The sequence below is a fragment of the Streptomyces sp. NPDC059679 genome, assembly GCF_042734105.1.
Classification (GTDB): domain Bacteria; phylum Actinomycetota; class Actinomycetes; order Streptomycetales; family Streptomycetaceae; genus Streptomyces.
The window spans coordinates 22,686-44,111 of the sequence record NZ_JBHWES010000024.1 but is presented as its reverse complement, the minus strand read 5'-3'; the positions used below and the strand labels follow the sequence as shown (position 1 = coordinate 44,111).

20 protein-coding genes and 4 pseudogenes are annotated in these 21,426 nt (G+C 66.4%); 7 read left to right on the top strand and 17 right to left on the bottom strand.

Translation table 11 applies throughout. The features are described 5' to 3' along the window. Positions 1-86: 86 nt before the first annotated feature. The 4 genes and pseudogenes from ACFV2X_RS24865 to ACFV2X_RS24850 form a co-directional block, all read right to left on the bottom strand. Positions 87-808, bottom strand: a pseudogene (locus tag ACFV2X_RS24865) (helix-turn-helix domain containing protein). A gap of 464 nt (positions 809-1,272) precedes the next feature. Continuing rightward, positions 1,273-1,920 (bottom strand): annotated as a pseudogene (locus tag ACFV2X_RS24860) (transposase family protein); the annotation flags it as partial. 52 nt (positions 1,921-1,972) lie between these two features. Next, positions 1,973-2,599, bottom strand: coding sequence for a LysE family translocator (locus ACFV2X_RS24855; protein WP_385620114.1), 627 nt, complete (start codon positions 2,597-2,599; stop codon positions 1,973-1,975). A 264-nt stretch (positions 2,600-2,863) separates the two neighbouring features. Then, positions 2,864-3,658, bottom strand: a complete 795-nt coding sequence (locus tag ACFV2X_RS24850; RefSeq protein WP_385620111.1) for a class I SAM-dependent methyltransferase — start codon at positions 3,656-3,658, stop codon at positions 2,864-2,866. Between the two features lie 125 nt (positions 3,659-3,783). Between ACFV2X_RS24850 and ACFV2X_RS24845 the strand changes: the two genes are divergently transcribed. Beyond that, on the top strand, positions 3,784-4,440 hold the full coding sequence (locus tag ACFV2X_RS24845; protein WP_385620109.1) for an HAD family hydrolase: 657 nt from the start codon (positions 3,784-3,786) through the stop codon (positions 4,438-4,440). Positions 4,441-4,489: 49 nt separating this feature from the next. On the opposite strand, the pseudogene ACFV2X_RS24840 reads toward ACFV2X_RS24845, so the two are convergent. Continuing rightward, positions 4,490-4,712: pseudogene (locus ACFV2X_RS24840) on the bottom strand (ATP-binding protein); the annotation flags it as partial. A 140-nt stretch (positions 4,713-4,852) separates the two neighbouring features. Here ACFV2X_RS24840 and ACFV2X_RS24835 point away from each other — a divergent pair. Then, positions 4,853-5,767, top strand: coding sequence for an acyltransferase domain-containing protein (locus ACFV2X_RS24835; protein ID WP_385620106.1), 915 nt, complete (start codon positions 4,853-4,855; stop codon positions 5,765-5,767). Positions 5,768-5,985: 218 nt separating this feature from the next. On the opposite strand, the gene ACFV2X_RS24830 is transcribed toward ACFV2X_RS24835, so the two are convergent. From ACFV2X_RS24830 to ACFV2X_RS24815, 4 genes are all read right to left on the bottom strand, one after another. Next, positions 5,986-6,210: a recombinase gene (locus ACFV2X_RS24830; RefSeq protein WP_385620104.1), complete on the bottom strand. Its 225-nt coding sequence runs from the start codon at positions 6,208-6,210 to the stop codon at positions 5,986-5,988. A gap of 47 nt (positions 6,211-6,257) precedes the next feature. Beyond that, complete coding sequence (locus tag ACFV2X_RS24825; RefSeq protein ID WP_385620101.1) at positions 6,258-6,425, bottom strand: hypothetical protein; 168 nt, start codon at positions 6,423-6,425, stop codon at positions 6,258-6,260. Between the two features lie 228 nt (positions 6,426-6,653). Continuing rightward, a complete protein-coding gene (locus ACFV2X_RS24820) occupies positions 6,654-7,100 on the bottom strand; it encodes a hypothetical protein (RefSeq protein ID WP_385620099.1) in 447 nt (148 codons plus the stop codon). Positions 7,101-7,323: 223 nt separating this feature from the next. Further along, positions 7,324-7,452: a hypothetical protein gene (locus ACFV2X_RS24815; protein WP_385620097.1), complete on the bottom strand. Its 129-nt coding sequence runs from the start codon at positions 7,450-7,452 to the stop codon at positions 7,324-7,326. Positions 7,453-7,962: 510 nt separating this feature from the next. Between ACFV2X_RS24815 and ACFV2X_RS24810 the strand changes: the two genes are divergently transcribed. Next, positions 7,963-8,145 carry a hypothetical protein gene (locus ACFV2X_RS24810; protein ID WP_385620094.1) on the top strand — a complete coding sequence of 61 codons (183 nt, stop codon included), beginning with the start codon at positions 7,963-7,965 and terminating at the stop codon, positions 8,143-8,145. Positions 8,146-8,649: 504 nt separating this feature from the next. Here the strand turns inward: ACFV2X_RS24810 and ACFV2X_RS24805 are convergent. From ACFV2X_RS24805 to ACFV2X_RS24790, 4 genes are all read right to left on the bottom strand, one after another. After that, complete coding sequence (locus tag ACFV2X_RS24805) at positions 8,650-9,363, bottom strand: restriction endonuclease (protein ID WP_385620092.1); 714 nt, start codon at positions 9,361-9,363, stop codon at positions 8,650-8,652. Between the two features lie 43 nt (positions 9,364-9,406). Beyond that, entirely contained in the window at positions 9,407-10,087 is a 681-nt protein-coding gene (locus tag ACFV2X_RS24800) for a restriction endonuclease (protein ID WP_385620090.1), read from the bottom strand. Further along, a complete protein-coding gene (locus ACFV2X_RS24795; protein WP_385620088.1) occupies positions 10,087-10,218 on the bottom strand; it encodes a hypothetical protein in 132 nt (43 codons plus the stop codon). The genes ACFV2X_RS24800 and ACFV2X_RS24795 overlap by 1 nt, the downstream gene beginning before the upstream one ends. Positions 10,219-10,652: 434 nt before the next feature. Then, the gene (locus ACFV2X_RS24790; protein WP_385620085.1) at positions 10,653-12,863 is read right to left on the bottom strand and encodes a DUF262 domain-containing protein; all 2,211 of its coding nucleotides are present in this window, start codon (positions 12,861-12,863) and stop codon (positions 10,653-10,655) included. A 1,157-nt stretch (positions 12,864-14,020) separates the two neighbouring features. Here ACFV2X_RS24790 and ACFV2X_RS24785 point away from each other — a divergent pair. Next, complete coding sequence (locus ACFV2X_RS24785) at positions 14,021-14,380, top strand: DUF6354 family protein (RefSeq protein ID WP_385620082.1); 360 nt, start codon at positions 14,021-14,023, stop codon at positions 14,378-14,380. 52 nt (positions 14,381-14,432) lie between these two features. Here ACFV2X_RS24785 and ACFV2X_RS24780 read toward each other — a convergent pair. Together ACFV2X_RS24780 and ACFV2X_RS24775 are read right to left on the bottom strand one after the other, a co-directional pair. Continuing rightward, a pseudogene (locus tag ACFV2X_RS24780) lies at positions 14,433-14,555 on the bottom strand (ATP-binding protein); the annotation flags it as partial. Between the two features lie 219 nt (positions 14,556-14,774). Then, complete coding sequence (locus tag ACFV2X_RS24775) at positions 14,775-15,206, bottom strand: DUF6283 family protein (RefSeq protein ID WP_385620079.1); 432 nt, start codon at positions 15,204-15,206, stop codon at positions 14,775-14,777. 233 nt (positions 15,207-15,439) lie between these two features. Here ACFV2X_RS24775 and ACFV2X_RS24770 point away from each other — a divergent pair, with 233 nt between their 5' ends. Next, the gene (locus ACFV2X_RS24770) at positions 15,440-15,718 is read left to right on the top strand and encodes a type II toxin-antitoxin system prevent-host-death family antitoxin (RefSeq protein ID WP_385620077.1); all 279 of its coding nucleotides are present in this window, start codon (positions 15,440-15,442) and stop codon (positions 15,716-15,718) included. Between the two features lie 343 nt (positions 15,719-16,061). Here ACFV2X_RS24770 and ACFV2X_RS24765 read toward each other — a convergent pair whose 3' ends face one another. Next, positions 16,062-16,811, bottom strand: coding sequence for an SAVMC3_10250 family protein (locus tag ACFV2X_RS24765; protein WP_385620075.1), 750 nt, complete (start codon positions 16,809-16,811; stop codon positions 16,062-16,064). Between the two features lie 159 nt (positions 16,812-16,970). Between ACFV2X_RS24765 and ACFV2X_RS24760 the strand changes: the two genes are divergently transcribed. Together ACFV2X_RS24760 and ACFV2X_RS24755 are read left to right on the top strand one after the other, a co-directional pair. Next, positions 16,971-18,752 (top strand): hypothetical protein, encoded by a 1,782-nt coding sequence (locus ACFV2X_RS24760; RefSeq protein ID WP_385620073.1) that lies wholly within the window; start codon positions 16,971-16,973, stop codon positions 18,750-18,752. Between the two features lie 46 nt (positions 18,753-18,798). After that, a complete protein-coding gene (locus ACFV2X_RS24755) occupies positions 18,799-19,962 on the top strand; it encodes a serine/threonine-protein kinase (protein WP_385620071.1) in 1,164 nt (387 codons plus the stop codon). 147 nt (positions 19,963-20,109) lie between these two features. Here the strand turns inward: ACFV2X_RS24755 and ACFV2X_RS24750 are convergent, their stop codons facing one another. Next, positions 20,110-21,018 (bottom strand): recombinase family protein, encoded by a 909-nt coding sequence (locus tag ACFV2X_RS24750; protein WP_385620070.1) that lies wholly within the window; start codon positions 21,016-21,018, stop codon positions 20,110-20,112. Positions 21,019-21,426: the final 408 nt, after the last annotated feature.

Here is a 21,426-nt window from a genome sequence, read left to right as displayed (position 1 = left end):
GCTGCGCTCCACAGGAACGACGGTATTTGCCTGGCTCTTCTGTCCACAGCATGGGGCAGGGCACCGGAGAGGCTCGGTTGCCCGGGTCAGCGGGGGCGCCAGGTGCGGACTTCGAGATAGATGATCTCGGCATCGGGACGGATGCGTCCGGTCTCTGCCAGCCATTGGTGCACGGCTGCGGTGACATCGCCGTCGGCCGCGTCGACGCGACGGGCGAAGTCGCTAGCGTCGAAACCGCCGCTCGTGGCAGAGCCGTAGGAGCGTTCTTCGGTGTGATCGGCACGCTGAATGACGTTGCGGCGGACGCCGGGTGAATCGGTGCGGCTACCGGAGGGGTACAGGTAGCCGGTCTTGGCCAGGCGGACGGTGAAAGCCACGCGCAGGCCGCGGCGGGCGGCTTCGGCGATCAGGGGCGCAGGCGGGCGGAGCCGGAGGCGATGGCCTGGGCCGCCACGCGGCCGGTGCCGGTGCCGGTGGGGGTGATCAGGACGGCCTTGGTGCGGACCCGGGCGCGGGTGCCGGAGGCGGTGGTGCGGCGGGTGGTGTGTCGGGCGGCGATGGCGGCGAGTTTGGGCAGGTCAGTGATGCCTCCGGTCTCGATGGCTGTGAGGACTTCGCGTAGGGCGGTGACGAAGGATGCGCCTTTGTTCTTGGTGTAGAACTGCGAGACCAGGGAGGGGTCGCGGTCGATGATGCGGGCGATGTCGCGTTTGGTGTAGCCAGCTGCTTGAAGGCGGGTGGCGAGGCGGGCGGCCTCGTTTACTGCGCCCCGGGTTGCTGGTGGGTTGCGGCGGGAGCGGGGTGGCATCAGGCCTCCTGGCCGGTGGCGGTGAGGGTGGCGCGTCCGGCGTTCCGCAGGGTCAGGAGTTCTTCTTCAGTGGTGGGAGCTGGTACGGGGTCGGTGAGGTGGCCGCGGAGGAGGTAGTCGCCGGGCTGGTGGTGGTAGGGCCAGTTCTGGGCTGGGTGAGGTAGAGGGCGTCGGTGCGGAAGGCGATGACGGTGCCGGGAGGGGTGTGCAGGGCGCCGGCGTAGGTGTTGTCGTCGCGGTGGCGCTGGGTGAGGAGGGCGGCGCGGGCGCCGGACCAGATGGCGGCGGCCCATTCGGGGTGTGCGTTGGGGTCGCGGCTCAAGCCGGTGGTGCGTTGCCAGGTGATCAGTTCGTCGTCGAAGGCGATGATTTCGGCGTCTGGCGGTACGTCTCGTTCGGCGGTGCGGGGGGGTGGTGCCGGTGACCATGCGGGGGCGCTGGGCGAAGGAGCCGATGCCGTATAGCTCGACGCGGGCCCGTACCTGTTTGTGGACCTTGTTGTTCGCCTTCTGCCAGTCGGGCAGTTCCTGGCCGGCTCGGCGGCGGTGGGGCATGACCAGGCCGGTGCCGGGATAGCCGCCGTCGGCGATCGTGGTGGTGCGGCCGACGGCGGCCTTCGCGCCGGATTCCTCCCATGCCTTGCAGTCGTTGCGGTTGCCGGGCAGCGGGCGGCCGACCACGACGATCAGGCGGGTGTCGGCGTCGATGACGACCTGGTGGTTGGTGGAGTACCGGTAGTTCTTCGATTGTTCGGCGACCGTGTGGTCACGGGTGGGGACGAGCGTGCCATCCACGATGAGCACGGTGTCCTTCCGGAACCGCTTGCGCGGTTGCAGGGCGAGCAGCGGGCCGAGGTGGTCGACGATCCGGTCCGCCGACGACTTCGACACCCTGAACAGCGGAGCCAGCTGGCACAGGGTCAGGTTCGTGCGCCAGTAGGCCGCCACCAGCAGCACACGGTCTTCCAGCGGCAGGCCCCACGGGCGCCCCCGGCGCACCCCGTCGGCGCCCTCGCGCCGCAGTGCAGTGAGCAGTTTGCGGAAGGCCTGCGGACTCAGCCCAGTGAACGGGGCTATCCAGGACGGCTCCGACGCCGTGATCACACCAGCCACGGCAAGATCATTTCACCGTGGCCAGCAGCTGCGGGAAATAGGGGGTGCGGGCTCAGCTCGCTGTTGCGGTTCGAATTCCCAGGGCGACCAGCACGGCTCCCGTCAGACGGCTCATCCCACGTCGGAATCGAGGTGTGTCGATTGCCGTGCGCGCGGTAGCGACCACCGATGTCCAAAACAGCAGCCACACCAACACGACGGCCACATGCGCGATCGCAAGCGTCGCCATCTGTGGCGCGATGGGGCGGCTGGAGGTGAGGAACTGCGGCACCAGAGTGAGATAGACCGACGCTGCCTTTGGATTGAGGACGTTGGACCATAGCCCCTGGCCAAAGCCCCCGAGCTGAGCCCACGGCAAGCGCCATCGCCTCCGCACCGCCGGTTGGACACCTCGACGCGTCGAGCGCCACGTGGTCACGCCCAACCAGATGAGGTAGATGCCGCCCAGAAGCTTCACCGCCGTCAACGCCTGAGCTGACGACATGACCAGGGCCGACAAGCCGACCGCGGCGAATGTTGCGTGCACCAAGAGCCCGCACGCTGAACCGAGTGCCGCGCGGACGCCGTCGGCCCGCGAACCCGCGATCACCTGCTGTGTCACGAGGGTGAAGCTGGTGCCGGGGACCAATGTGAGGGGTATGACTGCGGCCACGAAGGCAAGTACTTGATGCCACTCCACACAACGAGCCTAGGCATCGGGCACGCGCAGAGCCACCGCTTCCGTCGGGCAGACAGATTGAGACCAACCGCGTCCGCATCGACTCGAAGATCATTTACGGGACGGGCCTTAGGTTCGCTGAGGCAGAAGCCCGAACGACTCGGTTCGTTAGGAAAACGACTCGATTGAGTGAGACAGGACAGTCGGGGATTTTGGGCAGCACTTGTCGATCGCAGAGCCGCGAAATGTCGATGAGAACTGACACCGCTGCGGGGCGAGTGGTCCCTATCTCGGCTTCCAGGCGGTGAGCTGGAAGAGCCGGGCGGTGTGCATGTAGGGCGGGCGGGCGGTGGTAGCGAGTTCGAGGCGTTCGAGTTCTGCGTAGAAGTCCGGTTCGTGCTTGCGTGCGTCGTCGGTGATGTAGTCGCAGAAGCTGCGGATGCCGTAGTGGGCGATGTCCTGGCACCCGAGCTTCCGCAGGGCGGGGATAATCTCGTCGGCTGTGTGGAGTGTCAGCGCCGAGTTGAACATCTGCGTCCGGGCCTGATCGGTGTCGAGTGCGGCGAGCGCGGCCGCGGGGTCCATCTCCCGGACGGCGATGTTCAAGGGCGCCGAATGCCGGTTGATCGCCATGACGGAGATCAGGCCCCCGGGCTTCAGCGGGGAGAGTGCCAAGGCGAGAGTGCCTGGGACGTCGTCCATGTATTGCAGGAGGTTATGGCAGAGCACGACATCGAACTCCCCGTTGGCGAGGTCTCGGGGCAGATCGGTCGCGTCGGCCTCGACGCAGTTGATCAGCTCCGTCACGCCGCCTGCCACGGCCCGCTCGGTGGCCGCGGCGAGCATGGCGGGCGCGTAGTCAACGATGGTGACATGGTGCCCGCGGGCTGCGAGGCGGATGGCGTCTCCCCCGTCGCCGCCGGCGAGGTCGAGTATTCGCAGCGGTTCGCCGCCCAGGTCGCCGAGATGACGGAGCAGGTTTGCCTCGGCGATCGAGTAGCGCAGTCGGCCCCAGGGGGCGTCCTGCCACTCCTGCCAGGTGGTCATCGCGGTGTTGAACTTCTCAGGAGCTTTGGGCATCTGGCGACGATAGCGGCCTGGCCATGCCGGCGCTGGGGGCGGGCGGATCAGCGGCAGGGTCAGCTGCATGTCCGTGGTCATGACCGGTCTTGATCACGTGTGGGCTCTTGTCGCAGGATTGCCGGATGGCGACCTCGGAGCTGGTGTGGGACATGGACGGCACGCTGCTGGATTCCACCGTCGTGGTGCCGGCGGCCTTCGTTGCCGCGGTGCGGGAGCTCGACGGGCCCAGCGTGGGCCCTGAACAGGTGGTCGCCTCCTACTCTCTCGGAACGCCCGAGGTGATCCTGGCTCACCTGGTCGGACGTGAACTCGCGTTGGACGAGACCGAGGTGTACTACCGCAGGCTGAAGGACGTCGAAGTCGCTCCTTACCCGGGGGTGGCCCATGTGCTGGACGCGCTGCGAGAAAGCGGCCGGGCCGTGACGGTGTTCACCGGTGCCAGCAGCCGCGCTGCAGCGATGCTGCTGAGAGCCGCGGGTCTCGACGTCGACGTACTCATCGGCGGAGATCACGTGCAGCGCCCCAAGCCGGCTGGTGACGGCCTGATCCTTGCTGCTGATCATCTTGGCGTCGCACCAGCTGATCTGGCCTATATCGGAGACTCCCCACTCGACTTGCGTGCGGCTGCTGCCGCGGGAAGTCGCAGTGCCGCTGCCGCGTGGGGACACCTGTATGACGGTGCGGAACCGTCCGACGCCACCTTGACCAGGCCGGAGGAGGCATTGGGGCTGCTCGCAGGTGACCACGACGGTGAACGTCCCGCGACCGGAGCCGTCTGATTGATCTGCGAGCAAGCCCAGCAGTCACCCTCGGGTGACGTCCTCACCCGGCGCTATCCAAGTTGGGGTTCGCCTTGAAGCCGAAGGCTCGCAGTGATTCTCGCGGGGGAAGGCGGCGGCCATGATCCGTCGTACCGAACGGCGGCGGGCCCGGTCGTCGGACTCGGCCATCAGCAGTTCGGCGAGGAAGCCGCGAGACGACATTTGGTCACGGGCGGCTGCTTCGGCCAACTCGGGTTGAACTGGGCCCGGAGGGTGGTCAGCCGCAGCATGCGGCACGCCTGGTCGACGGCAGCAACGGCTGTGCGGTCAGTCCACGGTGGCACTTGAACGTCGTCATGGCCTGATGCCTGATCCCACCACGAGTTCAACCTCAGTGCTCGCATGGACAATCTGTCGTAGGTTGGAGTCCGTGCTTGAACTTCCCTCGAACACGGAAGCGGCGAGGTTGTTGGAGCGGCTGGGTGCATCGTCTGAGGACCGAGACGAGGCACTGGCGGCACGGCCCGATCCACGGGAGCATCCGGAGCTGTGGCGGCACCTGGAACAGTGCTATCACGACTTGATATCGAGCATGGGCTCCGGGCTTCCGGCCAGCGGATACAGCGGCTTCCCGGTGATTCCGACCGACACCGACCCGGTAGCGCTCCATCTGTACGTCTGGCTCTATCTCGCTGTCCTCCCCAAGACACTTCGCTACCACGCCGAGTGCGGCATCGAACCCCGAAGATCGTGGGAGACGCTGTCGAATCTCGGGTCCATGATGGCCGAACACCGGTCCGTGCACGAGCTCGGCGGAATCGGAAGATTCGAACAATGGTGCCCACCATTAAAGTTCCGAGGGGCCGAGTACCGGCTCGGCCGACTCGAGTACGACCGCGGTCGCGGCGAATGCCCGGACGGCACGACAGGGTTCCTGCTGAACATGCACATCCCGTCCGGCGCACCGCTGTCCCCAGGCTCCTGCGACGAATCGCTCGACCTGGCCCGCGTGTTCTTCAACCGCCATTTCCCTGAAGAACCGAACTCGCACTTCGTCTGCCGCTCCTGGTTACTCGACCCACAGCTCGCCGAATACCTCCCCGAGCGGTCAAACATTGTGCGATTTCTCCATTGCTTCGAGCTGAAGCCCCTGCCATCCGGCGATCGAAATTGTTCAGACGGCGACATGCTGGATTACGTCTTCGGCCGACCGAGCCAGAATGATCCGGTCACCGCAGGCCTACTCGCAGAGCTGCCACAAAGCACCTCCCTGCAAAGGGCGTACGTAGCCCACCTTCAATCTGGACGGCACTGGCATGCGCGTATGGGGTGGATCGCCTTCTGAACGGGCCCAAGGCACGCCTGCCATGTATCAGGTCCGACCCAGTCCGGGGCCGATCGTGGCTGGGCTGTGAGGTGAGATAGGCGTCCATGGAGATGAGTCCCTGCTAGCCCTGGAGGTCGAGGGACGGGTGCCCCTTGAGAAAATCATACGGCTTCAGCTTGGAGCGAGACGAGGCACGAATTGGAGCTTCGAACGATGACATCTCGTTGAGGGCGAACTCATGTCGACTCCGCAGGTCGGACACCTGGCATGCCGAGGTTGACCGGTGCGATGCGAGCCAGTCGCTGGCTCTCTTCTCGTTTCTGGCGGAGGAAAGTGAGGGTAAGATCGATTCCCTCGATCTCACCGAGCCAACCTTCCTGCTCAGCACGGGCTCGGCGGGACAGGAGGTCGGTCTCGATCTCGTCGAGGCGAGGCAGCATCTTGGGGTTGATGTTGAGCATGGGACATCGCAAACAAGCTTCTCTGAACTAGCGTTGGCGGGTGCGGATCACGTCTCGTCGGAGCTGATTGCTGCGTTCAGGGCCTGCAAGGCGTCATCATATTGGTGACGGTCGAACTGGAACGGACCGAATGCCACGTAGTCGCGAGTCTTGCGGTGCGGTTGCTCGAAGGAGTCCCAGATCACGAGGTCGGCTGTCGCGGTGATGCGGGCCATGAGCGGCCAGCATCCCCACTCGCCGCACTCACAACCGAGAACGGGTGTCTTCGGCCCTATCGCGTTGGTGGACCGTCCGAGGAAATGGTCCTGCATCGGGCCGAACCGGAAGAACTGCGGGATCCCCGTCGATCAGCTCGGTGAGTGGTGCTCCGTCGATGCGGGGGACGATCACGAGCGCGCCGCCGTCGCCACGGTGCTGGCAGTCGAACCGGATCTCATTGCTGCTCATCCACTGATTGTCTCAGCGAAGCCGTTCCCTCCTCCCGGATGGGTTGAGCTGGGGAAGTGCTGGGGCAGAAAGCCTTCGGCGGGCGTACCTTCGGCGGCGATCGCCCGGTGGCGGGCGGTGACGAAGTCGCGCACCGTGGTGTACGGAAGCGTGACCCCGAACTCCTCCTCCAGTCGCGTACCGATCCGCTTCGCGGTGTGCCGCTGCTTGCGCGGCGCCTCCAAATGGGCGCGGAGCCACTCGTCGACCGTCTTCTTGTACGGCTCCATCCTCGGAGAGACCCGCGTCGGTTGCTTGCGTGGCTTGGGCACCGGCGAGGCCAGCGCCTCGCGTACCAGGCGCCGATGGACGCCGTACTTCTTCGACAAGGCCCGGATCGACAGCTGCTGTTGCCAGCTGTCCCGGCGGATCCGGTCGAACAGCTCCTGCTTGGGCAAGGACATCCACAGCACCCACCCTCGGCGGACCACATCCACCGACCCACCGCAAGACCCCAGGTGGGGCCGCTGACAGACGCCCTAGCCACCACCAGCCTCCTCGTCAAGACCGACTCCGACCGTGCCGCCTACCGCACCACCGAGCAGTGAGGAGCACGACCCCATGCAGACCGAACCGACCACGCCGAGACGCGTCATCATCACGCCAGGCTCCGCGCCCGGATGCCGATCAGCCGAACAGATCTCCCAGGCCGTACAGCACCGACTCGACCACGACGAGGAGGTTACCGTGACCGATGTCGTCACCATTGCCACCGCGTCCGACGACTGGGCTCGACCAGCCAGTCAGATTCTCCACTCCACTCCATGCAGGTGTTACTGGACCCGGATGAGCAGGATGAGGTCGAGGTGAGAGCGCTAGGCTGCTCCCAGAGTTGGCCGACCGACCATGGCGGGCGGTGCAACAAGCAAGCTCACGTGGATCGTGGTCTTCGCGGGTGGCGGCCGTCCCGGGCCACGACCCGGGGCGGCGCTTTCGTCCCCTCGCGAGCATCGCTTCTCGGCCATCCTGAGCCTCAATCAACCATGCAGAAACCTACGGAACCCCGCCGAAAGTAGAAGAAACACCGAGTAACCCAGGTCAACGCCCTAACGGCACCTTGACCGACACTCTCCGGTACTCCCGCCATCCGGAACACCAAGGGTGCGAACAGCGAAAACCGTCTCGTATGCTCGCCGAAGTGCAGCAACGCAAAGGAGCCCTGCAACTCCAACCCGCCTTGGCCTGAGAAACCGAGGGTCGGAAGGGCTCCCTGCACGGTGCTCCACCAGTCCACTCAACGCGAGACAACGGGAGGCAACACCAAGCATGCAATACAAGCACCCATACCTGCGCGCACGCAAGCACAGCGCCCACTGGCTCAGCCAGCACACCGAACGCATACACCGGTACCGGCGCCTTGGACTCATCGAGCTGTACCGAGGCGCCGCGTACACCACCGGCGCCGGCGCCGTGACCCTGATCGGCATCTGGATCCAGCGCCACATGTGATCCAACCTGCGGGGCTCGGTTCTGATTGCCGGGCCCCGCAGTTGATGCACATCGATCCCCGCGGGCAGGGCTAGGGCGATCTGTCTCCTGCGTCCGAGACCGGCGAGGAGGAGGGGAACCTGGGCGAGCGGGCTGACCGCGAACCCGATGATGTCTTCCGTCCGACGCCGAACTGGCGGGCGATCTTCGGGGCGAACAGCGCGCGCCGACCAGGCTCCTGACACCGTCGACACCGGTGACCACGCCGGAGGCGGTCGGGTTGGCCCCGAGGCCGGTGAGCAGGTTTGTTTGCTCCCGCGGTGGCCGAGGGCCTGGTCCGTGTCGCGTTGCAGGGGCGCATCGTGTTGCTATCCCTGTCTGGGCCTGTTGAAGAAGCACACATGGGCGCATCGCTGGCGGCCGAGCCTCGGACCACACTGAATGGGCGTCGAGTGGTTCCCGCCAAGGGGACCGCCCCTGCACCGCTATCGCGGGTGCGGCTGCCGGATGGCGGTCGAACTGGCCTCACGGTGTCCTGCTCTGAATGCCGAGGACGTCGTAGAGGTGCTGGCCATGGGCCCATTTCTTCAGTTCCGGGCGGCCCATGAGGATGAGTTGGTGGTGCTGCGCGAAGTCGGCTGCCGGCTGGGTGAAGCTGTTGAGCGCGATCATGATGGGCAGGTCGGCTCCGTGGTGCACGCGGGCTGTCCCGTTGAACTTCTGCACGTGCCCTGATCCGACTGGGTTCTGGTACTGCTTGCACTGCAGTACCAGGAGACGGTCTTCGTCATCACGGGCGGTGACGTCCACGCCGAGGTCCCCGGCGCCGCCGACCCGCCGCGGACTCCGGAATCCGTCACGGGCCAGAAGATCGGCGCACGCCTGCTCGAAGCCTGTCGCGCTCATCGCGGACAGCTGTTTCATCTTGAACGTCAGCACGTCCGGGTCGGCTGAATAGTCGGGTGTATCGGCGAACGTGTCGTCCGGGCCGACGTAGATGTCGGCGTCGAGCAGGAATGACAGGAGCTTGCCGAGCAGGAGGAGCACGAGCAGTCCGCTGGCGGCGATGAGGCTGGTCCACCACGGGTGGTCGGCTATCAGGCCCCACAGGTCAACGGTGATCCACCGAGTGACGTCCTCGGTGAGCCATTCCCAAAGCATCTTGCCCGCGGCCAGCGTGAGGACTGCGTACAGCAGGAGCTTCAGCGTCGGGTCGAGCGACCCGTCTTCGTCGAACACCACACCTCCAGACGTGATGGATGATGATCCAGGACCCTGCTGGTCAAGCAGCGCGCTTGAACCAGCTCGGGCGAAAGCGCGCGAATACTCCGAGAAGTTCATGCAGGGCGGCGCCGGTCTCGGCCCAGCGCTGGAGTTTCTTTCGGTCGACCCAGTGGACGCCGTGCCGGTCGCCCCACGCCATGGCGTCCCGGGTGAAGGCCCCGTTGGTGACGACGACAGCGTGATCGGCTTTATGGGCCGGCCCAGCCGTCCCTTTCACCGCGTACATCACCGATGACCCCACCTTCCCGCCGACACGGGTGTGCTTGGCCTGCACGACGATCCGACCGCGCTGCGGGTGGTCACCGATGACGTCGGCGGCCTGGTCGCGACCGCCGCCTACCCTCCGGGCCGGCCAGCCGTCACGGACCAGCAGATCCCGCAGGGCGTACTCGAAGGCCCGGTCGTCCATGGCGTCCAATTCGTCCAGGGTGAACCGGCGAGTGGCCAGCCGCTCCCTTTCGCGACGCCGCGTCGCGGCCGCCTGCCTGCCCCTCCACGCCGCAGCGGCCCCTGCGAGCAACGCGAGGACCAACAGGACCGGCCAGGCGTCCTTCAGTGCACCGACTGCCCCGGCAGCCATCCGGACGGCCAGGACAAGCGCGGCCAGAGCGACGACTGTGGCCGCGATGTGCTCACCGGTGCCGCGAGGCTTGCGCAGCCATAGCCGGCGCCGGGCCATCAGGGTGCCGCCGGGGCGGACACCGAGGGCTTGGGCGAAGGCGGCTCATCGGACTTGGCTTCGCCGAAGCCGAAGACCTGGCTCCACAGCCAGACGCCCGCGATCAGTGCGGCAATCGTCCAGCCGCTCATTTTCTTCGCTCCAGGGCGCGGGTTGCGCCGTATGTGGCTGCGGACTACGTGGTATCCCTGCGGTGGCATGCTGCTGTCCCCTCCCCTTGGTGGCCGCCGGGTGCGGCACAGTTCCTTGGGAATTGGTGTAGCAACGGGCACTGACAAAGACCGCTGGATGATCAAGGAATGCGACGCATGTAAAGCACGAACAGGCCATCGCTTGCTGGACGAGCAGTGTCCCGTTCGATTCTTCCCGGGTAGGCACCTTGACCATTGGCTGAGAAACTCGTGGTCGGCACTTCGACCTCACTTGAAGATCGGAAACGCACACCCTTGAGTCCCTGTCGTTTGCTCCAAGCTGCAAGAACAGCGTCACCAGCTGTCATCGATCGTTAGTCGCAAATGGCGAAAACAGGGCCGTGTTCGATTCGCGTGTACGGGTCGTCACTGCTCTACATGAGGCCAGCGGCTACTGCCTGGTCTCGCAGGGTGCGCAGGCTGAGCCGCGTGCCTGTCTCGTCCTCGATGTGCCATTCCTTCATGCCCTGGCAGGTTTTGGTGCCCCGGACGACGGCGCCGGCTTCGTCCACTCGCCCGTAGGGTGTTCCTCCGGTGGCGTTGAGCACAACGCCACCGTCATCGCTGATCGTTGCCCAGTGGTCGATGGAGCGGTGGGTGAGGACAATGCGGGTTCCGGCTGTGAGGATGCGGGCGTCGAGCATCTTCGCCACGTCTGTACGGCGGCGGGCGGTCTTGCGTCGGGCTGGGTTGGCACGTGGCTGTGGGACAGGGGTCTGGTCGGGCTGCGGAGTGTCTTGCGGTGTCGGGGTGAGGAAGCCGAGCTGTTCGGGGTTCCAGATGAGGTCGAAGAGGTGGAGGTAGAGCTGCTGTCGGGTCTGGATGACGGATGTCATTGTCTCTTTCGGCCCGAACGACCTGAGGAGTTTGTCCAGCTGGTGCGTCTTGATGAAGTCGCGCAGGAGCGGGTTACGGCGGTCGTATCCCGGCGAGATGATGCCGAGCAGGATATTGCTCCGCGCGTATAAGGAGGCTTTGTCGTGCAACGGCATGTCGTTGATGCTCGAGTTCTCCCTTCCCGCGAGCAGCCCCAGGCCGCCGAGTTGGTTGCGGAGGCTGCGGAAGACGACCGGGTCCGGGATTTCCTCTTCGGTACGGCGAGGATGATTGGCCCACAAGTGTTCGATATTAAATTGCGTCCCGTCGAGGTAGGCGAGGACGTCCTGTGGCCGCTCGCAGCTTTCCTCCACGTAGGCGGTGGCGCGGGCCAGCAGGTACCTGATCTGGTGCGAGTTGTTGCCCCGAAGTCCAAGGGTCGATGCCTCGGGGATCGAGTTGCCATCGCTCAGGGCGAGTTGGCCCAGTGCGGCCGCTACGTCGGCAGTGGTGCGGCATTCTCGCAGCGTCGGAACGAGCGTGCTGTGGACAAGCTCGGCAACATCGGGTGCCTGCACGGGCAGGTCCTGTAGTACCTGCAGCGCGTACCAGCGGTCGATGAAGGAGGCCACCAGGCAGCCCTTGTCCTTCGCTTGGGACGGGCGGTCGGTGGGGCGGATGGCGGCGAGGATCGCGACCGTCTGTTCGCCGAGCCCGTTGCGCTCGTTGAACAGCACCGCCTCCAGCCTGTCGCCGCCCTTCTTCAGTGCACGGCTCGCGGCGAGGAGAGGCCTGAAGAGCCGCGCCGTCTCCAGCAGGCTCTGCACGAAGTCCAGGAAGTTCTCGGGGCGATCGGGTACCAGCCCCAGGTACTTTGCGTTCTGCCGCACCCACACGTTGAGGTTGGCGTCGATATGCCGGCGGTCTTCGGCATGGTCGGGGCGCGCGTAGCGGGCCAACAGCATTGCTTTGATGAAACGTGAGGCCGCGCCGGGGTCTTCGCGGTCGGTGGCCAGCTCTCGCAGCATCTCCTGCCAGCGGGTGTTCAGCTGGTCCTCGCCCGTCCCGACGTTGGCCAGCAGATGGCTTTTGAGCAGGTCGACGGCGGTGAGCCGCGCACCACGGTCGTTCATCGTCTCGAACATGCGGTAGCCGTGGTCCTGATTGGCTGCCCGGATCCCGACCAGTACCACCCGGTCCAGGAGCCAGTCGGTGAACCTGTCGAGCTTGTCCGCGTCGAGTTCCTCCGCCAGTTGGGTTTCGATCTGCTGGCTGCGGGCCCACAGGTTCCGGCGGGACAGGGAGTCCCCGAGCCCGGTCTCGTACACCCGGCCCTCGTCGATGGCGCGCAGCACCGGCTCGTGATCACTGATACCGATGGAGAAGTGAGCGCCGTCGGTGGTGATCGCCCTGTTCAGCCTGTCGACACGCCGCGCGTCACCGTGGTCCCTGACGCGCGCTCGCAGCTGGAGGAAGAGCAGGTGGAGCGTCACGAACCGTTGCTGGCCGTCTACCAGGCAGCGCCGGTTCTTGGACTGCTCGTAGTAGACGAACGGGCCGAGGAAGTACTGCGGCGCATTCCCCGGCCGTCGGATGAGCGCCGGATCGTTCGACCAGTACGAGAAGGACGTGCATAAGTCCCGGAGCAGTGTCCGTACTTCTTCCTCGCCCCAGGTGTAGTCGCGCTGGTAGTAGTCGACCTGGTAAGAGACGTCACGAAACAGTTCCTTCAGGCTGAAGCCCTGGGACTTGATCTCGTCGACGCCCATACCGACGCTCCCCTCCGCCACATGTCCGCTCGCGCCCCGTGCATGCCCATGCTGCCAACCCGTTACGACCAGGTACAGACAGCGCCGGTAGCGCGTATGAGTCGGGTGCTGCCAGGACACAGGTGGTGGGGAGCAGCGAAACCGTTTTCCTCAGTGCGACGGCTGTTCCGGATCAGTGGGCTCCTGCTGGGTTGAGAGAGTGCGGTCGGGGTCGAGAACGTGCCGCCGCGCCCCCCCGTGGAGCAGGAACCGGTAAGCCGGCGACCGGCCGTCCCCCTCATAGGGGTATCCCCGTCAAATTGGGGCGGGGAGGATGTCAGAGCAAGGGCTTGCGGCGGGAGTCCGTCGCGGCGGACTGCCGTGTGACCCCGAGGAGCGGATCCCTGCCGAAGGTGGAGATCGCGTCGCCGTCGCGGCCCTGGGAGTGGCGGAAGGCGTCGGTGAGTGGCAGGCCTCGGTAGACCGCGGCAGTCCCGTCCGGCAGCGCCGGGTCTGCGATCCTGCCCTCCCCCGTCAGGCACTACGCGTGCTCGACCGCCTAGAAAGGGCAGGTTGACGGGATGAGCGTATAGCCCTCGCAGTAGGTCCAGCCCCTTAAGTCTGCTCATGCGTGGGCTGCTGCGAAGCACTGTCCGGGCTGTTGCCGGGCGCTCTCCGGCCATGGCGCGGGAGGGTGGAGCCAACCGTGAGTGAGGACAACGTCGGCGAATCTGGGGTGGGTGACGGAGGGGTCCCAATGCCAGCTGGCGCTGGAGTTCCAGGTGGGTGCGCAGTTCGTCGACTGCCGCGGTGTCCGTAGCCGGGGCTGGTCAGGACCTGTTTCCGGTGGTGGCGGGGGTACGGTGACGCGGAGGCGGGCTCCGGTGTTGGCTTGGGCGCCTTTCAGCGGCCCCGGCGAAGCGACTCCGGCTGGCCCCTATTCACGGATAAATGATGAAGATCGGGCGTCCTGAAGTAGACCCGGGTATCGGCCTGAGATGGGACCAGGCGGGAGTCACCTCGGTGCCCTGTCCCCGGTGGCAGGATGCGGTTAGAACCACGAGGGACCTCGGCGACGAGGTCGTGAATTGACCGGGATAACGCTCGTGACCGTAGCCACAGGCTCGGCAAACGACGCCGCCGAGCGGCCACTGCACGTCGGAGAAGGAGAACTGGACATGACCACCGTCGTGGAGGGGCAGCTGTACCGCGATCTGGCGCCGGATATGAAGCCTCGAGACAGGCGCATGCGCGTCGTCGAGGTAGGGGACACGCACGCGCAGCTGATCGTCGAGCACGACCTGGGGGGCCAAGCTGGCAAGAAGACCCGCGCCAGCATTGCCCGGCTCCGGTCTGCCGCCTTCGAGCTGTTGGAAGACCCGGTCGACACCGACTCGTTGTACCTCGCTCTCCTCGCGGCCATCAGCGAAGCACACAGCCCTGGTGCCACTCCGGCCGACTACGCCCGAGCCGCCCATGGAGTGGTCGTAGCCCAGCAGAAGACGCCGACAAGCTCGCCGGACGTGGTCAGGGAGTGATCTCCATCGTCGGCGTTTGTGGACTGCACGTGAGCCGTGGAGCAGGGGCTGTGCTGGTCACCGTATCCTGATTCTTCTCCTCCCGCTCGGTGAGGACTTGGAAGAGCATCTCGGCGCCGCGGCGGTCAAGTTCGAGGTAGCCGAGTTCATCGATTTCGAGCAGATCGACGCGACCGGCGGGCCGCCTTCAGCGGAGAACTGTCATGCCTGGAACCTGCACGGCTGCAGGCGCCCGGGGCTCCGGACGGTTGGGAGTGTCCTGCGCTGCCCACAAGATGACCGACAGACATGGTGCCGCTCATCCGTATCAAGCGCCACATTGCACCAGATGGGCATGCCGATCGCTGCTTTGTTTGTTGTTTCGGCCAAAGTGGCAGCCTCTCACAGAGCACTGTCAGTGGCGAAGATCTCCACGTACCCGGGAAATTTTGTCGATCAATCGGCCAGCTGCATAGCTGGGCCGGCCGACGTCCGCCTGCCCGTGGGCGGCTGCTTCATCACCGGAGGCGAACAACGGCACTGGCGAGGTGTACTCGGCGGCTGCCTGGTAGGTCGACGCCTCGATGCGGCCCTCCAGCATGGCTACCCGCAGCGCCAGCAGATGCCCACCATGCCATCCGGCCCAGCCGGCACAGATGCGGCGCGTAGCGCTGTCACCGTCGGCCTGATGGCACTGGAACATCGCCTGCGGCTGGTCAGGGGTGGGAGCGTCATAACGGCGGAGCTTCTCGTACTCATCGTGCGCCCAGATGCCCGACGGAACGTCGCGCCGGTAGGGGCAGCTGTCACAAGGGCGCGGGGCCGGCGGACGGAACGAAGAGGACATGGCCTTCAGTATGGCCCAAGGCCACGATCGGGAGGTCCCGGAGTTTTCTGAGCCTCGGAGTCGACTCGCGTGGGCACTGGAGCTGGCTGGCGCGGTTCACTCAGGCCTGCTCAGCAGCGGTCCCACAGAGCCTGGAAGTCTCAGCGGGCGATCCGACTGGACCACCAGCACGCATGACGCCGAGGTCACCCGGTCGCCGCTCCCCACATTCTCCCCGTATGTACATTCTGGGCATGGAGCAGATGTATCCGCTCGCACAGGCCTGTGACGAGCTCGACCAACTAGTCGACCGGGTCCGCCATGGCCACGAGACCATCGTGATCAGCGACCACGGCGGCACTCCTGCGACGGCCCTGATCCCTGTCGGCGAACTTGCCGAGCTGCGACGTCTGCAGGAGGAAGCCGACATTGCCGAAGCCGATCACCGCAAGGCCGAGGGCGGGCCGGTAGTGATGCATGACGCGTTCATGGCCGAATTGGAGGCCGGTGACGCGCAGGCAGCCGCTTCATGACTCTTGCGGTGATGCGGCAACAGCAGACCGCTACGCGCTCGGGCAACTGCGCCAACTCGGCCTGCAGAGCGCCAAGGAGTGCGCTGCCGCAGTGCGCTCGGCGATGTTCCACGCCCCCTGTAGACCCGCCAGGCGTGCGCCACGGCAAGACTTCCTTCACCGGGCTACCCGGGGCCGCCGCGGCCGTGATAGGGGCTGGCACATCGTCCCGGAACTGGGAACACCCTGGCAAGGGCACCGTCTCCCCGATACAGCACCGCTGGCGCCAGCGCGCGGCCCAGAGCGGCTCTCCTCTCAGCCGCGCCCGACCTGACCATGCTGCGCTAGCGGCGTCGCCGCGCCCTTATGCGAGACGCTGCTCGGCGACGGCCGCCGCGTACTCCACGACGAGCGGGCTCGCCACCAGGCACGGGGACGTGGTGTCGGTGCTCGGAAGGAGCCCTGTGACGCGCGCGTATCCGGTCATCATCGTGGACGTGTCGATGCCGGTGTCCTCCTCATCCAGGGCGCGCAGCAGCGCCTGGACGCCCCGACCGTGCAGGTCGGCGGCTGTCCGAGGTGAGGGCTGGTTCCCGGGTAGCGGCTCGCGGTGCCGGGTGAGTGCCTCCACGACCTGTCCGGCTCGGGTGACGAAGGAGGCGCCCAGACTGGATGCGGAGTTCACTGCCTCCGGCTCGGGGCCGTCCGCCGGCATCGGTGTCCAGCCCCGCAGATGCCGGGCCGACCCGTGCATCAACAACCGGCAGCCTCCGGCTGTCGCGCGGTTTGCGCCCCATGCCCGCACCGAGTCCACGAACAGTACGAGATCCTGGTGGGCGCCGCTGAGTGTCACGCACCGCAGCGGGGCTTCGAACTGTACCCACTGACCGGGACGCAGCTGGGGCTCGGTGTACCACTCCGCGACGAGCTCCAGATACTGGTGCACCTCCCGCAGGTGCCGCAGCTGTCCGAGCTCCCCCTCCGTGGCCGGCGCCTCCACGTCGATGCCGCCGAGCGGCGTGGTCAGACGAAGAGCGCTCGCCCGCGGCAGACGCCGGGGCTCAGGTATGAACTGCTGCAGCTTTCCTTCTGACAGATAAGCGATCTCACGCAAGGGGCATCCTCGTCCGGTGTGCTGGCTCCGTGACACGTCATACTGCCACGCCGCACCGACACCGGCCGCCGACGCGCAACCGCCGTTCATTTTAGGCCAGTTGACCGCAAAAGGTGCGTGGGCACTCGATAATGAGCGAGCACGCGCCACAACGCCGCGATGACCTCGGGGGGCGTCATGGAGGACCGGATCGAGACGGACTCAGCCTTGCACCGGCTGACCGAACGGCTGGAGGGCGTAGGGGAAGAACAAGTCCGGCACGGGGGAAGGCTGGACACCTTCGAGGACGGTCTGCGCGGCGTGCGCGCCGATGTCGTCCGGCTGCGCGGTGATGTCACCGAAGTACGCCAGGAGGTCGCGGAACTGGAGAGCGCGGTCAGCGGCACCCGCAAGGTTCTGGACGCCTTCATCGAGCAGTACGGCCGCGACCGAGAGGTGGCCCGGGCCCAGGCCGAGCTGGCCCGTCTGACCACCGTCTTTCAAGCGGACTTCGCCCAGCGCAAGCAGACCCGTGCCCTGGCCCGTGGGCTGGTCCATACCCTCACCGCACAGGCCGTGCGCAGGAAGGTGGTCAACACCGCTACGGTACGGGCCTGCGCCGAGGAGCGGATGCTCCTCGAGCCGGCCTACTGGCTGGCCCCGGCGATGATGGCGGTGGCCGCCAATTTCCGCAGCGAGACCGATCAGGGTGAGCGCGCCCAGTCGCACGCCTGCACGCTGGACGCCGCCAAGGCCAACCTCTTCTTCTCACTGACCTCTTCGCGCCTTGGGAACGAGGCCGCGGCGGCTGCCTGGATGGACACCTACCTCCAGACGCTCGACCCTGGGGAGCTCGGCCAGGACTTCTGCGTCGTCCTGGACGCCATCGCAAGCAACGAACTGGGAGAGGAGGCACTCAGTTACACCTGGCAGGCCATGGCGGGATGGAGCCAGAGCATGCACCGCACGTCGGCCGCCACGAAGTGGGAAGCCCGGCTGCGCAACCTGCGCCGACGGACATCCGAAGACCAGTACGCGGCGCTGCGTGAGACATGCGGAACTCAATGGGACGCGCTCCGGCGCGGCTGGGAACTCGCGACCATTCCCAAGAGCACTCTGGACTACCTCCGGCGCACGTTCCCCGACGGCCCGGACGGAGTCGACCGGCCCGTCGGTGACGGCCGCCACGTCGAGAGCGCCCTTGAGCGGCTGATCAACCAGCTCGAACCTGACGAGGCACACCTGCTTGAGCAGATGCGACGGCTCGAGCGCATCATCGAACACGAGGGAGATCTGGAAGCGGCCAGGCAGGCACACCAGTCGTCCCTGGGCCCGGAGGCCAAGCCGGTGACCTTCATGGTGCTCCTGGATCAGGCCGTCTTCGCACCGGACGCGGCACCGCTCAGCCCTCCGGCCCGCCGCATGGCCCTCCGCGCCATCTGGCCAAGCCTGGAGAGCGCCGCCAACCAAGTCGTCGCTGACTCCCGGCATCATCTCCCCCACCACATCACCCTGAGCGTGGCGGGATACTCCTGGAACCTGCCAACCGATCCGCACCAGCGCGTGAAATCGGGCCCACTCATTGACGACCTCGCCACGCGCCTCGAGCAACAGACCCAGGCCCGGTCGGACGCCGTGGTGCGCCGCTGGCCACGCGTCTGCGGCGTCCTACTGTTCGGGACCGTCACCGGGGCATTCGTGGTGCCGTTCGTCGACGGTCTCGCCCGGGTAGTGTCCCTCTTGCTCATCCTCGCCGCGGTCGCGTGGGTCCTGTGGGAGGTCTGCGGCGTTCCCCTGCGGAAGAGACACGTGCGCGAGCAGGGCGACCAGTTGCGCCATAAGGCCGTCGCAACGCTGGCCAACGCACTGCAGCAGCAGGAGGACTTTTTCGCGAAATGGCACGAGTCCATGCAGAAGCTAGCAGCCCTCACCCTCTGGGGCGGGCACTTCAAGCAGCACTGACCACAAGGGCGACGCGATTCGACACGCAAGGCACAAGGGGTGAGGGGTGGACAGCTCCACACTGATCGGTGGCCGTTTCAAGCTCAAGGACAGCCCCGTCAGCGGCGCCATGGGCGATGTGTGGACAGCTGAGGACACGAGGCTGGACCGCACCGTGGCCGTGAAGTTCTTTGCTAGGCGCCGTCTCATGCAGCAGGGAGTCCCTACGGAGTTCGCCGAGTCGACCGCGAGAATGTTTCAGCGGGAGGCCAAGGCCATGGCCCGGGTCAACCACACGCGCGTCGCGCAGATCCATGACAGCGGCGAACACGCCGGCGAGTTCTACATCGTCATGGAGTACGTCGAGGGCAAGTCCCTCGCCGAGCATCTCAGGGCCGGGCCGAGGCTTCCGCTCGAGCGTACTGTGCGCTGGACACGCCAGATCTGCGAGGGAGTCGGCGCCGCGCACACCGCTGAGGTGATCCACCGCGACATCAAGCCCGACAACATCATGATCACGCAGCAGGGGGACGTGAAACTTGTCGATTTCGGGCTGGCGTACCTGACCGACGCCACCCAGACCCACACCGTCGCGGGCACCCCTCTGTACAAAGCACCCGAGCGGTGGCACGGCGAGACCGGCAATGAACGCAGCGACCTGTACTCCGTGGGCTGCGTCCTGTACGAGATGCTGACAGGACGCCCGCCCTTCGGAACCCCCCAGGACGATGCCATGACCGTGGGCCGAATGCATCACGACGATGCGCCGGCGCTTCCGAGCGCCCACCGCCCCGGCGTTCCCGCCCAGCTCGACAGCCTCGTTCGGGCTCTCTTGGCCAAGGACCCAGCAGACCGTCCCGAGAACGCTCAGAGGGTCGCACACGCGGTGGGCGAGATCCTCAACGTCCTGGACGTAGCGGACGACGTCGCCGGACGAGCCGACGTACCCGACACGCACGGTGGCAACGCCGGGCTTTCCAGACGCATCGAAGCACTGGACTTGCGCATCTTCGAGCTGGAACTCCGCTTCGAACGCAGCGATCAACCGGTTATCGATGCACGCGTCGAACACGCACACCTCACCGGGCAGTCAGGCGACACCCGCGGAGCAGCAGCCCTCTACAACCAGCTCGCCCGGGACTGCCAGGACTTCTTCGGCCCCTACGACGTCCGGACATTGGATGCCTTCGAGGGGCTGGCACGGTGGAACAGCAGAGCGCGCACGAACTGAACCGCTCCGGACCTGATGGAGGCTCGATTCCCATCAGGCGCAGGTCACTCGTTCGAACGATTCCGGTCCCGGTCTTTCAGGGGGGCCGGTAGCACTCGCCGAAAAAACAACTGAGTAGCCCCTGAGCTGCGGAAACGGTGGATCTGGTCACTCGCCGAGGGTGTTGACGCGGTTCGCGTACTCGCGGCGGGCCTTGCGCTGTGCCGGGATCGCCGTGGCGTTGTCGAGCGGCTGGCAGCGGTCGAGAAGTTGGCGGTGGACCTCCGGTGTGGTGCTGACGCGCAGGGTGTAGCCCTGGCCGCGTCGCACGGTCGCGCCTTGGTCGAGCGCGGCGCGCTCGGCGGGCTCCAGTTCGGCCGCGCGGAGGAAGTCGGCGACCTTGCCCGGCATGTCGAGGAGGACCGGCAGTTCCGGAGTTGGGGCGTCCTGGTCGGCGGCCGTGTGCTCGGGCAGGAGATCGGCGACGGCCGTACGGATGGCGCCGCGGCTGACGTGGTGGGCGCGGGCCAGACCGGCGATGGACTGGCCGGCCAGGTACGCGGCGCGCACGGCGGCGGCCTTCGCGGCCGTGACGGCCGGGCGGCGGCCGCCCTTGTTGCCCTTCGCCTCGGCGGCCCGTAGCCCGTCGTACGTCAGCTCGCACTGGAGGTCGCGTTGGAGTTCGCCGGCGGCGGCGAGGGTCTGCACCATGAACTTCACGGTGGACAGCAGTTCGCCGGTGCGCGGGTGGCGTGCGGTGAGGTCCATGGCGGAGAACGCGCCGTCGTAGATGCGCAGGGCGAGCCGGTCGCGGTGGAGGACGTCGAGCACGTCGAGGATGTGCTGGGTGCCTCGTACGAGGCGGAACATCTCGGAGATGTGCACGGTGTCGCCTGGCCGCGCGTACGTCAGCAGCTCGCCGAACTTCGGGCGTTCCAGCGGGTGGAGGCGGCTGGAGGTGCCGGCCTCCTCCTCGAACGTCACCGGGTCCTCGATCCCGGCCTCGTCGAGGACGAGGTTCTGCCGGGCGGTCGACTGCTGGTCGGTCGACACCCGCTTGTAGACCAGGTTCGCCATTGATGCCCTTCCGCGCGGAGGATCGGACCCTATCTGTCGTCAAACCCTGTCATCAATCACCATCGGATCTGATTGGATTCGAGCCGCTGTGGACCCCCGTATTGCGCGGGTTCATTGGATGCGTCTGCGCCCTGTCTTCAAAGGATCGTTTGCCGACAGGAGGGCCAAGCGCAACCTCTACCGTTCATCGGTGTTCTGTTGCATCGGGCGAACGGCAGTGCTGCCGGGGAACGGTTGCGCTGTCGGTCGCGTCCGGGAGCGGGAGGGCCTTTTGTCCCGTCGGCGGCCGGGGGGACGGCACGGCGGCCGGGCCGCCGCGCAGGAACTCGATGCGCTGTCCGGGCCGGGCCTGCGTGGCGATGCGCCGCCGTTCCCGTTCGGAGGTGACGAACACCACTAGCTGTACTG

What these genes read in the sequence shown, in the direction of transcription:
- ACFV2X_RS24850 (WP_385620111.1), bottom strand. Translation starts at nt 3,658, where the DNA reads ATGCCCAAAGCTCCTGAGAAGTTCAACACCGCGATGACCACCTGGCAG.
- ACFV2X_RS24845 (WP_385620109.1), top strand. Translation starts at nt 3,784, where the DNA reads ATGGCGACCTCGGAGCTGGTGTGGGACATGGACGGCACGCTGCTGGAT.
- ACFV2X_RS24830 (WP_385620104.1), bottom strand. Translation starts at nt 6,210, where the DNA reads ATGCTCAACATCAACCCCAAGATGCTGCCTCGCCTCGACGAGATCGAG.
- ACFV2X_RS24825 (WP_385620101.1), bottom strand. Translation starts at nt 6,425, where the DNA reads ATGGCCCGCATCACCGCGACAGCCGACCTCGTGATCTGGGACTCCTTC.
- ACFV2X_RS24820 (WP_385620099.1), bottom strand. Translation starts at nt 7,100, where the DNA reads ATGTCCTTGCCCAAGCAGGAGCTGTTCGACCGGATCCGCCGGGACAGC.
- ACFV2X_RS24810 (WP_385620094.1), top strand. Translation starts at nt 7,963, where the DNA reads ATGCAATACAAGCACCCATACCTGCGCGCACGCAAGCACAGCGCCCAC.
- ACFV2X_RS24800 (WP_385620090.1), bottom strand. Translation starts at nt 10,087, where the DNA reads ATGGCCCGGCGCCGGCTATGGCTGCGCAAGCCTCGCGGCACCGGTGAG.
- ACFV2X_RS24795 (WP_385620088.1), bottom strand. Translation starts at nt 10,218, where the DNA reads ATGAGCGGCTGGACGATTGCCGCACTGATCGCGGGCGTCTGGCTGTGG.
- ACFV2X_RS24790 (WP_385620085.1), bottom strand. Translation starts at nt 12,863, where the DNA reads ATGGGCGTCGACGAGATCAAGTCCCAGGGCTTCAGCCTGAAGGAACTG.
- ACFV2X_RS24785 (WP_385620082.1), top strand. Translation starts at nt 14,021, where the DNA reads ATGACCACCGTCGTGGAGGGGCAGCTGTACCGCGATCTGGCGCCGGAT.
- ACFV2X_RS24775 (WP_385620079.1), bottom strand. Translation starts at nt 15,206, where the DNA reads ATGTCCTCTTCGTTCCGTCCGCCGGCCCCGCGCCCTTGTGACAGCTGC.
- ACFV2X_RS24770 (WP_385620077.1), top strand. Translation starts at nt 15,440, where the DNA reads ATGGAGCAGATGTATCCGCTCGCACAGGCCTGTGACGAGCTCGACCAA.
- ACFV2X_RS24760 (WP_385620073.1), top strand. Translation starts at nt 16,971, where the DNA reads ATGACCTCGGGGGGCGTCATGGAGGACCGGATCGAGACGGACTCAGCC.
- ACFV2X_RS24750 (WP_385620070.1), bottom strand. Translation starts at nt 21,018, where the DNA reads ATGGCGAACCTGGTCTACAAGCGGGTGTCGACCGACCAGCAGTCGACC.